Raw genomic sequence first — 12783 nt, 5'->3', positions numbered from 1 at the left:
CTCATGCAAGACGTCGTGATTGTTGCTGCCACCCGCACCGCCGTGGGCAGCTTCCAGGGTTCGCTGGCGAACATTCCGGCTCCGGAACTGGGCGCTGCCGTGATCCGCCGCCTGTTGGAACAGACCGGCCTCGACCCGGCCCAAGTGGATGAAGTGATCCTCGGCCAGGTGCTCACCGCCGGCTCAGGCCAGAACCCGGCGCGTCAGGCTTCGATCCTCGCCGGCCTGCCCCACGCCGTGCCGAGCCTGACCCTCAACAAAGTCTGCGGCTCCGGCCTCAAGGCGCTGCACCTCGGCGCCCAGGCCATCCGTTGCGGCGACGCCGACGTGATCATCGCCGGCGGCATGGAGAACATGAGCCTGGCTCCGTACGTACTGCCCGCTGCGCGCACCGGTTTGCGCATGGGCCACGCCAAGATGATCGACAGCATGATCACCGACGGCCTGTGGGATGCATTCAACGACTACCACATGGGCATCACCGCCGAGAACCTGGTGGACAAGTACGGCATTAGCCGTGAAGCCCAGGACGCGTTCGCTGCGGCGTCCCAGCAAAAAGCTGCCGCCGCTATCGAAGCAGGCCGCTTTGTCGACGAGATCACCCCGATCCTGATTCCCCAACGCAAAGGCGACCCGGTGGCCTTCGCCGTGGATGAACAGCCTCGCGCCGGCACCACTGCCGAGTCCCTGGCCAAACTGAAACCGGCGTTCAAGAAAGACGGCAGTGTCACCGCCGGCAACGCCTCCAGCCTCAACGACGGCGCCGCTGCGGTACTGCTGATGAGCGCCGACAAAGCCAAGGCCCTCGGCCTGCCGGTGCTGGCGCGTATCGCCAGTTACGCCAACGCGGGCGTCGACCCAGCCATCATGGGCATTGGCCCGGTCTCCGCAACCCGTCGCTGCCTGGACAAAGCCGGCTGGAGCCTGGGCGACCTGGACCTGATCGAAGCCAACGAAGCCTTCGCCGCGCAATCTCTGGCGGTGGGCAAAGAACTGGAGTGGGATGCAGAGAAGGTCAACGTCAACGGTGGCGCCATCGCCATCGGCCACCCGATCGGCGCCTCAGGCTGCCGCGTGCTGGTGACCCTGCTGCATGAAATGATCAAGCGTGATGCCAAGAAAGGCCTGGCAACGCTGTGCATCGGTGGCGGCCAGGGCGTCGCGCTGGCACTCGAACGCAGCTGATTGTAGTGAGCGGACTTGTCCCGCGCCGGACTGCACAGTAGCCCTAAATTAAAGAGCAACACCGAAAAGGCCTGGTTCCACGAAAACCAGGCCTTTTCTTTATGGTTTTCACTGAGGTTGCGGCACCGCAAACACCGCATTCGCCCGTGCCACCACCTTCTCTCCCACCTGCAAGCTCACCGTGGCAAACGCCATCTGCCGCCCCCGCTTGTGATGCTCCAAGCGCACCACAATCCACTCCCCCACCTGCACCGCCCCCAGATAATCCAAGGTCATGCTCGCCGTAATCAACGGCAGCGGCGGCTCACTGGAAAACGCCATCGCGTACCCCATGCCGATATCCGCCAGGGTCGCCAACACCCCGCCATGCACGGTGCCGCGTCCATTGGCGTGGCGATTGTCGGCGCGCAGGCCGATCTCCAGTTGCAGGCCCTCCCCTCGGCAATACGCCGGGCCGAGCAGGTCCAGCAACGGGCTGCTGCGGGGCAGCGAAACAAAACCTTCAGGCACGGCGTGAGCGATCATGGCGGATTCTTCCCTGGAGTGAAGATTGAGATGTACGCCTCGCCGCAAGCGGCAGCCATGACCATCCACCGCGCAAATCCCCCGCGATGCTTTGCGTTAATCCACCAGACCCGCTTTAATCGCCGCATTGACCCCTTCAAGGAACTGCAATGCGCCACCTGGACGGCAAATCCCAGCCACTTCGTGCCCCCTTTTTGATGCTGCTGGCCGGCCTGGCGTTGGTCGGCTGCTCGCCCAGTGACCACTCCCGTGCGCGGGTGATCAACGGTGAACAAAGCCGCGCCGGCGCACAACTGGCTTATGAGCATGAACTGAGCCTGGCCCTGCCCGGCGCCCTGCTTGCGCCGCGCATACAGGCCACTCGCGAAGCCTGCGAAACCGCGCGCTTTGGCGCCTGCAATATCCTCGGCATCACCGAAAACGACAGCGGCGGCCAGATCATCCTGCGCATCGCGCCGACCGGCGTAGAGCCGATGGTGGCGATGGCCGCCGAAGGTGGCAAACTCGGCCAGCGCATCACCACCGCAGAAGACCTGGCCGATGCCGTTGCCGATGTGCGCCGTCGCCAGGACCGCCTGCAAGCCCAGCAACAACGCCTCGACGAGCTGGCCAAGCGCAAGGACATCACCGTCAGCGATCTGATTGCCCTGAGCAAGGAACAGGCGGGCATTGAAAACGAGCTGCAGGAACTGGCACAGGTTGCCGCCGGCCAGCAACGCCGCCTCGACACCAACCGTGTGACCCTGAATTTCCGCTCCTCTGATGGTGCGAACCAACAGTCGAGGTTCAGCCGCATGTTCAGCAACTTGAGCGATAACCTGGTAGACGGCACTGCCGACGCCCTGGAGCGCTCGGCCTATGTGCTGCCGTTCGTGATCCTGGCGTTTCCGGTGGTGTGGTTGTGGGTGTGGTTGTGGCGCCGCTTCGTCAAGCGCCGCACTTGATCAGCGCTTCATGCACCGCTGATAACGTTCATCCACCCGCTTGGCGAACCAGGCGGTGGTAAGGTTGCGGGTGATCTTAGGGCTCTTGAGCACGATGCCCGGCAGGATCGCCCGTGGCATCGGCTTGCCCGCCGCCTTGTCGGCCAGGGCAAACACGCGTTTGTAGAGCGTGGTGTCCTCGAAATCCAGTTGCTCGCCCTGCTCCAGTTGGCTGCGGATGCTGGGGTTGCGCATGTCCAGCTTCGCGCCCAATGAACGCACCGCCAGCTCGGTAGTGCCCGGCAGCAGTGAACCGTAACGAATCAAATCCCCATCCAGCGCCAGTTCGGTGCCCGAGGCACGGCTGACGGCAGCCTGGAACGCGGCATTGCGGCTGGCGTACCAGCCGGCATTGAAGTCGGCAAAGCGGTACAACGGCTGGTCATAATTCACCGGGTAACCGAGCAAATGCGCGATGCCGAAATACATGCCGCCCCGGCGGGTGAAGACTTCGCGACGAATGGTGCCGTCCACTGTGTAGGGATAACCGCGCGCCTGCTTCTGCGCAAAGTCGATACTGACCTGCATCGGCCCTGCGGTATGTACCGGGTTGAAACCACCAAACAGCGTGTTGCCCAGGGGCACCATGCTGATGAAGTCATCGAAGATGCCGCTCAGGTCTTTCTCCGTTCGTGCAGCGCTCAGGCGATCGGCGTAAGTCTTGCCGGTAGGCGAACGCAGTTGCAATGCGCTGCGGACCACAAACGCCGGTACGTGGACTTTCCCGGCGCGCCGCAGGATTTCATCCTGGGCGATCTTGCCCATGTTCGGCACGGGTGGGTCGACCTGGTAAGTGGACTCCTGCTCGGTCACCGCCAACACGGCGCAGATGTTTTCGGTGCTGGGGTAGATTTTCTGGGTGTCGAAGGCGGTGTAGATGTCCTGGGCCCACCCCTTGCGGTCGGGCACTTGGGCGGGGAGCAGCCGCACGATCTGCGCTTTCACCTCGGCTTCGCTGCGCTCCGGCTGTTGCGGGTTGCGTGTGGTGGAGCAACCGGCCAGCACCAGCAAAGTGGCAAGGCAGAGGATCAGGCGGCTTGAATACATGGGGCTTCCTTGGATGACGGCGGGCCGGATAGTGCTGATATCGACCGGTAAGTGTAAGCAGGGTTCGCCCAGCAGGTGCGCTCGCCACTCACCCGCAAACGTGACAGGATCTGTCATCGACCATTCGTACACGGAGTTTGAATGCCATGCTCAGTCTCAACTTCCTCGTCACCTGCCTGATCGTCGTGCTGATTCCCGGCACCGGCGTGATCTTTACCGTATCCACCGGCCTCACCGCGGGCAAGCGTGCCAGTGTATTCGCGGCGTTGGGCTGTACCGCCGGGATCGTCCCCCATTTGCTGGCGTCCGTTCTCGGCCTGTCCGCCTTGCTACACGCCAGTGCGCTGGCATTCGACATGCTCAAGTACGCAGGCGTCGCCTACCTGCTGTACGTAGCGTATGCCACTTGGCGCGATCAATCGGTCTTTGCGGTCAGCGACACACCGGTCCACACAAGTGCGCGGACCCTGATGTTGCGCGGCCTGCTGATGAACATTCTCAACCCGAAGCTGACCATCTTCTTCCTGGCCTTCCTGCCTCAATTCGTCACGCCTGGCAGCACGGCGCCAGCCCTGCAAATGCTGGTGATGAGCGCTGTATTCATGGCAATAACGTTTGCGGTGTTCGTGGCTTATGGCCTGCTGGCCAATATGTTCCGCCGCGCGGTGATTGAGTCGCCACGGGTGCAGAACTGGCTGCGCCGCAGTTTTGCGGCGGCTTTTGCGGGGTTGGGGTTGAACCTGGCGTTTGCGCAACGCTGATAAACACTGCAAAAAATGTGGAAGTCCCCCACTACCTCTGATGTAGCGCTGTCGCGCAGAAAACTGGGCCTCAGTGGCGAGCGGGCTCGTCCCGCGTCGGGGTGCAAAGCACCCCTAATGAAGTCGGATGCGGTGCCTCAGGCACTCCTCTGCGCCTGGTTTTGGGGCTGCTGCGCAGCCCAACGCGGGACAAGCCCGCTCGCCACAGAATGACGACCACCTGAAATGGCTTATGCAAGACTCATATTTCAAGACTGGGCTCTAAATGCCAGCCAACGCCAGGTCCATCGCAAAGTAGGTGAAGATCAAGTCCGCACCCGCGCGCTTGATCGATCCCAACGTCTCGCGCACTACCCGATCCTCATCAATCGCACCCGCCTGGGCGCCGAACTTGATCATCGCGTACTCGCCGCTCACCTGATACGCCGCCACCGGCAGGCGTGAGGCTTCGCGGATATCGCGGATGATGTCGAGGTAGGCACCGGCGGGCTTGACCATCAGCGCGTCCGCGCCTTCCTGCTCGTCCAGCAACGATTCGCGCACGGCTTCGCGGCGGTTCATCGGGTTCATCTGGTAGCTTTTGCGGTCGCCCTTGAGCGCGCTGCCGCCCGCTTCGCGGAATGGGCCGTAGAGGGCCGAGGCGAATTTGGTGGAGTACGCCATGATCGGGATATGGGTGAAGCCGGCATCATCCAGGGCGCGGCGGATCGCCTGGACCTGGCCGTCCATCGCCGCCGAAGGCGCAATCACGTCAGCACCGGCACGGGCGGCGGCCACGGCTTGCTTGCCGAGGTTGACCAGGGTCGCGTCGTTGTCGACATGGGCACCGTGCATCACGCCGCAATGACCATGATCGGTGTACTCGCAGAAGCAGGTGTCAGACATCACGATCATCTCCGGCACGGCGTCCTTGATGATCGAGGACATGCGCGAGACCAGGCCACGTTCCTTCCAGGTGTCGCTGCCGCTGGCGTCCAGGTGATGGGACACGCCAAAGGTCATCACCGACTTGATGCCGGCGCGGGCATAGCGCTCGATCTCGCCGGCCAGTTTCTTCTCAGGGATGCGCAGCACGCCAGGCATGCTGCTGATGGGCACGAAGTCGTCGATTTCTTCTTCGACGAAGATCGGCAGCACCAGGTCGTTCAGGGTGAATTCGCGTTCCTGGAACAAACCACGCAGCTCCGGGGAGCGGCGCAGGCGGCGTGGGCGGGCTTGGGGGAACTGGCTGGTCATGGCTTTCCTATCAGAAGGCAAAAATCTTTGGGGCGAAAGCTTATGCCCCTTGGCCCCGGCAGCACAAACGCCGAGGGGCCAACAGTGTATTGCGCCGCCCGTAACAATTCATTGATCTAGAGCTGCAATCGCCCTTCGATGCACACCGCCACAGCGCCGCCCACCCAGATTTCATCGCCCTGGCGCTCGACGCGTATCCGCCCCGCTCGTCCGATGGCCGTGCCCTGGCTGACCACATAGCGCTCAGGCGCCAGGCCTTCGGCCAGCAGCCATTGGGCGACACCCGCGTTCAGGCTGCCGGTGGCCGGGTCTTCTTGGGCGCCGTCACCCGCGATGAAGGCACGGACTTCAAACTGTGCGTCCACATCGTCCCGCGTGGGATCGCAGGGAGCGATGACACCCACCGCCAAACCCAGCAGTTGCGAATAGGCCGGTTGAAGCTCCAGCACTTGATCTCGGTCCGACAGCATCACCGCCAGCCAGCCCGCGCCGTTGTCGACCCACTGGCTGCGCACAATGGCTTCCGGCGCCAAGCCCAGCGCCAGGCGCACGCGCTCGATCAACGAGGCCTCCACCGGCCCTGAACGCAATAACGGCGGCGCGATAAATGCCAGCTCATCGCCCTGGCGACGGATCCGTACCAGGCCGATTTCGCACTCCTGGATGATCTCTTCGCCTTTCGGGATCCCGCCGGCCTGCAGCCACGCGTGGCAACTGCCCAGCGTCGGGTGTCCGGCGAACGGCAGCTCCTTCAAGGTGGTGAAGATTCGCACGCGGTAGTCCGCTTTCGGATCACGCGGCGTCAGCAAGAACGTGGTTTCGCTGAGGTTGGTCCAGTTGGCGAAGTCCGCCATCTGCTGGTCCGTCAGGCTGTCGGCACCGAACACCACCGCCAGCGGGTTGCCCTTGAGCGCCACGCGGCTGAAAACGTCCAGCTGTTTGAAATCAAAAGTCGGCATGCTTCAACTCGGAATACTGAGGCCACGGATCACTGCCGGCCGAGCGACGAAACCGTCCAGCGCGCGCAGCACATTGGGGAAGTCGGCTATGCCCACCAAGTCGCCGGATTCGTAGAAACCGATCAGGTTGCGGATCCACGGAAAGGTCGCGATGTCGGCAATGCTGTACTCGTCGCCCATGATCCAGGTGCGACCCAGCAGGCGTTTCTCCAGCACGTCGAGCAAGCGCCGGGATTCGGCGGCGTAACGGTCACGGGGACGTTTGTCTTCGTAGGCCTTGCCGGCAAATTTGTTGAAGAACCCCAACTGGCCAAACATCGGGCCGATACCGCCCATCTGGAACATCAGCCACTGGATGGTTTCATAGCGGGTGGCCGGGTCTTCGGAGAGCAACTGGCTGGTTTTTTCCGCCAGGTAGATCAGGATCGCGCCGGACTCGAACAGGGCCAACGGTTGGCCGCTGGGGCCATTGGGGTCGATGATCGCGGGGATCTTGTTGTTGGGGTTCAGGGACAGGAACTCAGGCGATAGCTGGTCCTGGGTCTCAAAGCTGACTTTGTGGGCTTCATAGGGCAGGCCCAGCTCTTCGAGCATGATTGAGACTTTTACCCCGTTGGGCGTCGGCAGCGAGTAGAGTTGCAGGCGCTCGGGATGCTGGGCGGGCCATTTGCTGTTGATCGGAAACGCGGCGAGTGGGTTCATCGCAAGTACCTGGGCAGAAAGCAACCATGATAGTCATCTGCCAAGCGTCCTGCATGGGTCATCAATACGCAACAACCGCTGGCTATTATCCCGCATGGGCGAACCAATAGGCCCGCGGGCACTCTTAAGTGCGCTCAAACGGTGAATGGAGGCAACGCGCTATATCGACAGGGAACACCGCAGGACGCCGGATGCGTCACTGGGGCCGGGCTTGTCCGCCTTAATCCGCTGCACTGAAGACTCGACACTAATGACCATCAAGCCTCTGTGCCTTGCGCTGCGCCTGAAACGATATTCATACATCATGTTGCCGCTGTTGTTGGTAGGCGGTGCTATCGGCCTGACCCTCGAGTCGCGCATCAGCAGCGCCGAGCCGGTAGATGGCGTGCAAACCCTGATCTTCCTGCGCCACGGCGAAAAACCCGCCGGCGGCCTGGGCCAGCTCAATTGCCAGGGCCTCAACCGTGCAATGAACCTGGCCACCCTGCTGCCGGAAAAATTCGGCAAGGCCGACTTCGTCTTCGCCGCCAACCCGACACGAAATGTGGAAGAAGGCGAGCTGGACAATTCCTATAGCTACATTCGCCCACTGATGACCATCAGCCCCAGCGCGATCAAGCTGGGCCTGCCGGTGAACATCAAGTTTTCCGCCAATGACACGAGCGACCTGGCTGACGAGTTGGTGGAAGACAAGTACCACAACGCAACCATCTACACCGCCTGGTCCCACGGTTACTTGCCGGAGCTGATCAACAAGGTGGCAAGCGAAGCGTCGGGCGAAAAGCACACCATCACCGACGACTGGTCCGGCAGCGACTACGACACGTTGTATGTGCTGACGCTGACCTGGCACAACGGCAAGGCTTCGCTGCTGAGCCGCAACTACAAGCAAGGCTTGAACGACGGCGACCAAAGCTGCCCCGAACCGACACAGGTGAGTGCCGATAGCTGACAGCGTATGATGCGCCGCTCTCGACTCATCTGCGGATCATCACCATGCCCAACCTCACCCCTTCCCAGCCCGGCCGTGGCTGGGCGTTCTGGTGGAAGCCTGCGCTGTTCCTGCTGGTCGCCTGCGTCGGGCTCTACTACGTAAAGTGGTCGCCCTACTACCTCAAGGCTTTTGTCGCCGCGGATAGCCACAGCATCGGCGGGTCGATCCTCAACGACCAGCAAAGCGCGCCCCTGGCCGCCGCTCTGGCCTACGCCCAGGTGTATTTCCTGGCGATCTGGAAAGCCGCCGTGCTGGCGGTGATCCTCGGCTCGCTCCTGCAAGTGCTGGTTCCACGGGATTGGCTGCTGCGTTTGTTCGGACGTGCCGGGCTCGGCTCGACGTTACGCGGCGGGCTATTCGCCCTGCCGGGCATGATGTGCAGCTGCTGCGCGGCACCTGTCGCGGCGGGCATGCGCCGCCAGCGGGTATCGGTGGGCGCGGCGTTGGCGTTCTGGATCGCCAACCCGGTGCTCAACCCGGCGACCCTGGTGTTCATGGGCTTTGTGCTGGGCTGGGGCTTCACCGCGCTCCGGCTGGTGGCGGGCATTGTGCTGGTCGTCGGAGTGTCGCTGGTGGCGCAACGTATTGCCGGTCCGGAGCAGGTGCCGGAAGCAGCGCTGGATGCGGTGGCCGAAGCCAGCGTCGTGGAGTCGCAACCGTTCTTGAGTCGCTGGCTGCGCACCTTGTGGCAGCTGTTCTGGAGCACGATTCCGATCTACATCCTGGCAGTATTGATACTGGGCGCGGCGCGGGTCTGGCTGTTTCCCCATGTGGATGGCGCCATGACCAACAGCCTGGTGTGGCTGGTGCCGCTGGCGATTGTCGGCACGTTGTTCGTGATTCCCACCGCCGCAGAGATCCCTATCGTACAAACCATGATGGCCCTGGGCATGGGCACCGGCCCGGCCGTGGCCTTGCTGATGACCCTGCCCAGCGTGAGCCTGCCGTCGCTGCTGATGCTGCGCAAGGATTTCGATACGCGGGTACTGGTGACGGTGGCCGGGCTGACGATGCTGGTCGGGGTCGCCTGCGGCTTGATCGGCGCCGCTATCCTTTAGCCTGGGCGCGCTCGCGCAGGTACGCCACCACGGCGCCCTGCTCGCCCGCAAATTCGATACGTGCGCCTTTGCTTTCACGTTGGAAGGCGTACATCGGGTCGTAATACTCCCGCAAAAGCCCTTCGATCCAGGCCCGGTGCAGGTCTACGGCACCGCTGCGGGCCTGTTCCGCCAGGGCGTCCTGCAGAATCGCCTGCAACCGCTGGTAACGCTCACCGCCCAGGCGCTTGTGGATATTGGCCAGGCTCTGAGTCAGGCGCTCGGCGAACAACGTCTGGCCGCGCTCGCCAAACACCTCGACGAATTCCGCACACAAGTCCACGACGTAATCGCGCAGGATCCGCTCGACCCGGCCTTCCACGCGGTCTTCCAACCACACCATCGGGAACGTCTGCATACCCTTGTGCAACGGCAGTGGCAACGCGCAACTGCCGATCATGCGGCTTTCATCCTCGACCACGAACTGCCCGATGCCGGCCGCGCGTTTCTTCAGCACATCCACCGCCAGGCGGTTTTCAAAATCGATAGTGGACGGTTGCGCCGTGGCGCGCTTGCCGAAGCTGGAACCACGATGGTTGGCGTGGCCTTCCAGGTCCAGGGCATTGCGCAATTGACCGAGCACCTCGGTCTTGCCGGTGCCGGTCATGCCGCCGAGCAACACAAAATCACACTGGGCCGCAGCCTGCTCAACGGTCTCCAGCAAAAAGGTGCGCATGGCCTTGTAGCCGCCGCCCACACGCGGGTACTCAACACCCGCCTCGGTCTTCAGCCATTGCTGCACGATCTGCGAACGCAGCCCGCCACGGAAACAGTAGAGGTAGCCATCGGGGTTGGCCTGGGCGAAACGTGCCCAGTGTTCGATGCGCTCGGCCTTGATTGCGCCGGACACCAGTTCATGCCCGAGCACAATGGCCGCCTGCTGGCCTTGCTGTTTGTAGCAAGTGCCAACGCGCTGGCGTTCGTCATCGGTCATCAGCGGCAGATTGACCACGCCTGGAAAGGCGCCCTTGACGAACTCGACCGGCGCACGGGTATCCATCATCGGCCGGTCGTTGAGAAAGATGTCGCGGTAGTCGGTGATATCAGTCGCCATCAAATCACCTCAACCGCGTGGGTCTGTCGCTCGACCAGTTCGCCGATAGGTTTCAGGACCAGGCCCAGCTCAGCCGCCACCCTGTGGAATTCAGCGTCGCCGTCTGGCGTGACGGCGATCAACAGGCCGCCGCTGGTCTGCGGGTCGCACAGCACACGCTTGTGCAATTCCTGAAGACGTCCGAGCTTGCTTGAATAGCTGTCGAAGTTGCGCAAGGTGCCACCGGGCATGCAGCCCTGATCCAGGTAGTCTTCGATCCCGGCCAAGCGTGGGACATTGCTGTATTCGATGCGCGCCGTCAGGCCGCTGCCATCGGCCATTTCCACCAAGTGGCCCAACAGCCCGAAACCGGTGACATCGGTCATCGCCTTCACCCCCGTCAACTTGCCAAAACGGCTGCCGGGCTTGTTCAGGGTGCACATCCAGTCCCGGGCCAGGCCGATATCCGCTTCGCGCAATTTGCCCTTCTTCTCGGCGGTGGTGAGGATGCCGATGCCCAGCGGCTTGGTCAGGTATAGCCGGCAGCCGGCGGTGGCGGTGTCGTTGCGCTTCATATGGCGCTTTTGCACGAGGCCGGTCACTGCCAGCCCGAAGATCGGCTCCGGGGCGTCGATCGAGTGGCCGCCCGCCAGGGGAATACCGGCTTCGTCGCACACGGAACGGCCGCCACGGATCACCTCGCGGGCAATCTCCGGCGCCAGCACATTCACCGGCCACCCCAGAATGGCGATGGCCATCAACGGATCGCCACCCATGGCGTAGATGTCGCTGATGGCGTTGGTGGCGGCAATCCGGCCGAAATCGAAGGGGTCATCGACAATCGGCATGAAAAAGTCGGTGGTGGACACCACGCCGCGCTCATCGTCAATGGCGTACACCGCCGCATCGTCGCGTGAAGCGTTGCCCACCCACAGCTTGGGGTCGAGGTGCTGTGCGCCGCTGCCGGCAAGGATCACCTCCAATACCTGGGGCGATATCTTGCAGCCACACCCCGCGCCGTGACTGTACTGGGTAAGACGAATCGGCTCGTTCATGTAGGACCTCACGCTATCAAGTGCGCGAATTCTAACAGACAGCAAAAGGCCGGCTGGACTCTTGTGAGTACAGCCGGCCTTTTGGTTTCAGCCGTTATTGCCGGGCAGCAAGCAAACGCTTGTGGCGGTTACGGCGGGCAATGTTCAAACATTCGATCGCCGCCGAGAACGCCATGGCCGCATACACGTAACCTTTAGGCACATGGGCGCCGAAGCCTTCGGCGATCAACGTCATACCGATCATGATCAGGAAGCCCAGGGCCAACATCACCACAGTCGGGTTGTCGTTGATGAACTTGGCCAACGGCTCGGCCGCCACCAGCATCACGATCACCGAGGTCACGACGGCGATGATCATGATCGGCAAGTGCTCGGTCATGCCCACGGCGGTGATGATGCTGTCGATGGAGAACACCAGGTCGAGCAACAGGATCTGGCCAATGGCCGCGGCAAAACCGATGGCCACGACGTTGCCAGCGCTGGTTTCCTTCTCTTCCGGCTCCGGGTCCATGCTGTGATGGATCTCGGTGGTTGCCTTCCACACCAGGAACAGGCCACCGGCGATCAGGATCATGTCCTTCCACGAGAACGCCTGGCCAAACACTTCGAATACCGGCGCGGTCAACTGCACGATGAACGCGATGGTGCTCAACAGACCCAGACGCAACACCAACGCCATGCTGATACCGATGCGTCGAGCCTTGGCCCGATGCTGCTCCGGCAGCTTGTTGGTGAGGATCGAGATGAAGATCAGGTTATCGATACCGAGCACGATCTCCATGACGATCAAGGTCGCCAGGGCAACCCAGGCGGTGGGGCTGGCGGCCAGTTGTAAAAGGTAATCCATAGGTCAGTCCTGACGTTCTTCGTGAATAAAAAGTGCGGGGAAATTAGGCTTCTTTGCTAGAAGATTCGCTTTCTTTGTCTTCCTGATCATCCTTTTTCTGCGGGTTGATCAGGCCGTTGGTCGCTTCACTCAATGCCTGCTCGGCGGCCTTGTGGGTGTCATCGATGGCTTGCTTGGCCGATTCAGTGGCTTTGCCCAGCACCTGCTGCGCGCTTTTCTCGACCTGATCGCAGCCGCTGATCACTACCAATGAAAGCGCAAGCAACGATGCCGCGCCCAGGGAATTGAGTTTCATGATGTCTTCCTCGTTAGAACCATTGGGTCCAAATAGTGGCCCCGCGATAGCGAGGCATTCTATG

14 protein-coding genes are annotated in these 12783 nt (G+C 62.2%); 5 read left to right on the top strand and 9 right to left on the bottom strand.

Annotation, left to right across the window (positions count from 1 at the left end; all coding sequences use genetic code 11):
* Window positions 1-3: 3 nt before the first annotated feature.
* Complete coding sequence (locus AYR47_RS17715; RefSeq protein WP_033902052.1) at window positions 4-1185, top strand: acetyl-CoA C-acetyltransferase; 1182 nt, start codon at window positions 4-6, stop codon at window positions 1183-1185.
* A gap of 108 nt (window positions 1186-1293) precedes the next feature.
* Here AYR47_RS17715 and AYR47_RS17710 read toward each other — a convergent pair whose 3' ends face one another.
* Window positions 1294-1710, bottom strand: a complete 417-nt coding sequence (locus tag AYR47_RS17710) for a PaaI family thioesterase (protein ID WP_033902050.1) — start codon at window positions 1708-1710, stop codon at window positions 1294-1296.
* A gap of 149 nt (window positions 1711-1859) precedes the next feature.
* On the opposite strand from AYR47_RS17710, the gene AYR47_RS17705 reads away from it, so the two are divergent.
* Complete coding sequence (locus AYR47_RS17705) at window positions 1860-2654, top strand: DUF4349 domain-containing protein (RefSeq protein ID WP_033902048.1); 795 nt, start codon at window positions 1860-1862, stop codon at window positions 2652-2654.
* On the opposite strand, the gene AYR47_RS17700 is transcribed toward AYR47_RS17705, so the two are convergent.
* Window positions 2655-3740: a DUF1615 domain-containing protein gene (locus AYR47_RS17700; RefSeq protein WP_033902046.1), complete on the bottom strand. Its 1086-nt coding sequence runs from the start codon at window positions 3738-3740 to the stop codon at window positions 2655-2657. It abuts the gene before it with no gap.
* A gap of 146 nt (window positions 3741-3886) precedes the next feature.
* On the opposite strand from AYR47_RS17700, the gene AYR47_RS17695 reads away from it, so the two are divergent.
* Window positions 3887-4501 (top strand): LysE family translocator, encoded by a 615-nt coding sequence (locus AYR47_RS17695; protein WP_033902045.1) that lies wholly within the window; start codon window positions 3887-3889, stop codon window positions 4499-4501.
* A gap of 261 nt (window positions 4502-4762) precedes the next feature.
* Here AYR47_RS17695 and hemB read toward each other — a convergent pair whose 3' ends face one another.
* From hemB to AYR47_RS17680, 3 genes are all read right to left on the bottom strand, one after another.
* Window positions 4763-5737 carry a porphobilinogen synthase gene (gene hemB, locus AYR47_RS17690; RefSeq protein ID WP_061436103.1) on the bottom strand — a complete coding sequence of 325 codons (975 nt, stop codon included), beginning with the start codon at window positions 5735-5737 and terminating at the stop codon, window positions 4763-4765.
* A gap of 116 nt (window positions 5738-5853) precedes the next feature.
* Window positions 5854-6696 carry a PhzF family phenazine biosynthesis protein gene (locus tag AYR47_RS17685; RefSeq protein ID WP_061436101.1) on the bottom strand — a complete coding sequence of 281 codons (843 nt, stop codon included), beginning with the start codon at window positions 6694-6696 and terminating at the stop codon, window positions 5854-5856.
* Window positions 6697-6699: 3 nt separating this feature from the next.
* Window positions 6700-7398, bottom strand: coding sequence for a glutathione S-transferase N-terminal domain-containing protein (locus tag AYR47_RS17680; protein WP_033902041.1), 699 nt, complete (start codon window positions 7396-7398; stop codon window positions 6700-6702).
* 250 nt (window positions 7399-7648) lie between these two features.
* Here AYR47_RS17680 and AYR47_RS17675 point away from each other — a divergent pair, with 250 nt between their 5' ends.
* Both AYR47_RS17675 and AYR47_RS17670 read left to right on the top strand, forming a co-directional pair.
* Window positions 7649-8350 (top strand): hypothetical protein, encoded by a 702-nt coding sequence (locus tag AYR47_RS17675; RefSeq protein ID WP_061436099.1) that lies wholly within the window; start codon window positions 7649-7651, stop codon window positions 8348-8350.
* Between the two features lie 44 nt (window positions 8351-8394).
* Window positions 8395-9450, top strand: a complete 1056-nt coding sequence (locus tag AYR47_RS17670) for a permease (protein ID WP_033902040.1) — start codon at window positions 8395-8397, stop codon at window positions 9448-9450.
* Here AYR47_RS17670 and mnmH read toward each other — a convergent pair.
* From mnmH to AYR47_RS17650, 4 genes are all read right to left on the bottom strand, one after another.
* Entirely contained in the window at window positions 9440-10543 is a 1104-nt protein-coding gene (mnmH, locus tag AYR47_RS17665; protein ID WP_033902038.1) for a tRNA 2-selenouridine(34) synthase MnmH, read from the bottom strand. The genes AYR47_RS17670 and mnmH overlap by 11 nt on opposite strands.
* Entirely contained in the window at window positions 10543-11577 is a 1035-nt protein-coding gene (gene selD, locus AYR47_RS17660; RefSeq protein ID WP_033902037.1) for a selenide, water dikinase SelD, read from the bottom strand. The genes mnmH and selD overlap by 1 nt, the downstream gene beginning before the upstream one ends.
* Window positions 11578-11671: 94 nt before the next feature.
* Complete coding sequence (locus tag AYR47_RS17655) at window positions 11672-12424, bottom strand: TerC family protein (RefSeq protein ID WP_010211333.1); 753 nt, start codon at window positions 12422-12424, stop codon at window positions 11672-11674.
* Between the two features lie 43 nt (window positions 12425-12467).
* Window positions 12468-12719 carry a hypothetical protein gene (locus AYR47_RS17650; protein ID WP_033902036.1) on the bottom strand — a complete coding sequence of 84 codons (252 nt, stop codon included), beginning with the start codon at window positions 12717-12719 and terminating at the stop codon, window positions 12468-12470.
* Window positions 12720-12783 lie beyond the last annotated feature (64 nt).

Source organism: Pseudomonas azotoformans (assembly GCF_001579805.1).
Taxonomy (GTDB): domain Bacteria; phylum Pseudomonadota; class Gammaproteobacteria; order Pseudomonadales; family Pseudomonadaceae; genus Aquipseudomonas; species Aquipseudomonas azotoformans_A.
Note: the sequence above shows the minus strand (reverse complement) of the source record. Positions and strands in the feature narration are given on the sequence as shown.

Excerpts from the sequence above, each read along its gene's own strand:
- AYR47_RS17715 (WP_033902052.1), top strand. The coding sequence starts at position 4 with ATGCAAGACGTCGTGATTGTTGCTGCCACCCGCACCGCCGTGGGCAGC.
- AYR47_RS17710 (WP_033902050.1), bottom strand. The coding sequence starts at position 1,710 with ATGATCGCTCACGCCGTGCCTGAAGGTTTTGTTTCGCTGCCCCGCAGC.
- AYR47_RS17705 (WP_033902048.1), top strand. The coding sequence starts at position 1,860 with ATGCGCCACCTGGACGGCAAATCCCAGCCACTTCGTGCCCCCTTTTTG.
- AYR47_RS17700 (WP_033902046.1), bottom strand. The coding sequence starts at position 3,740 with ATGTATTCAAGCCGCCTGATCCTCTGCCTTGCCACTTTGCTGGTGCTG.
- AYR47_RS17695 (WP_033902045.1), top strand. The coding sequence starts at position 3,887 with ATGCTCAGTCTCAACTTCCTCGTCACCTGCCTGATCGTCGTGCTGATT.
- hemB (WP_061436103.1), bottom strand. The coding sequence starts at position 5,737 with ATGACCAGCCAGTTCCCCCAAGCCCGCCCACGCCGCCTGCGCCGCTCC.
- AYR47_RS17685 (WP_061436101.1), bottom strand. The coding sequence starts at position 6,696 with ATGCCGACTTTTGATTTCAAACAGCTGGACGTTTTCAGCCGCGTGGCG.
- AYR47_RS17680 (WP_033902041.1), bottom strand. The coding sequence starts at position 7,398 with ATGAACCCACTCGCCGCGTTTCCGATCAACAGCAAATGGCCCGCCCAG.
- AYR47_RS17675 (WP_061436099.1), top strand. The coding sequence starts at position 7,649 with ATGACCATCAAGCCTCTGTGCCTTGCGCTGCGCCTGAAACGATATTCA.
- AYR47_RS17670 (WP_033902040.1), top strand. The coding sequence starts at position 8,395 with ATGCCCAACCTCACCCCTTCCCAGCCCGGCCGTGGCTGGGCGTTCTGG.
- mnmH (WP_033902038.1), bottom strand. The coding sequence starts at position 10,543 with ATGGCGACTGATATCACCGACTACCGCGACATCTTTCTCAACGACCGG.
- selD (WP_033902037.1), bottom strand. The coding sequence starts at position 11,577 with ATGAACGAGCCGATTCGTCTTACCCAGTACAGTCACGGCGCGGGGTGT.
- AYR47_RS17655 (WP_010211333.1), bottom strand. The coding sequence starts at position 12,424 with ATGGATTACCTTTTACAACTGGCCGCCAGCCCCACCGCCTGGGTTGCC.
- AYR47_RS17650 (WP_033902036.1), bottom strand. The coding sequence starts at position 12,719 with ATGAAACTCAATTCCCTGGGCGCGGCATCGTTGCTTGCGCTTTCATTG.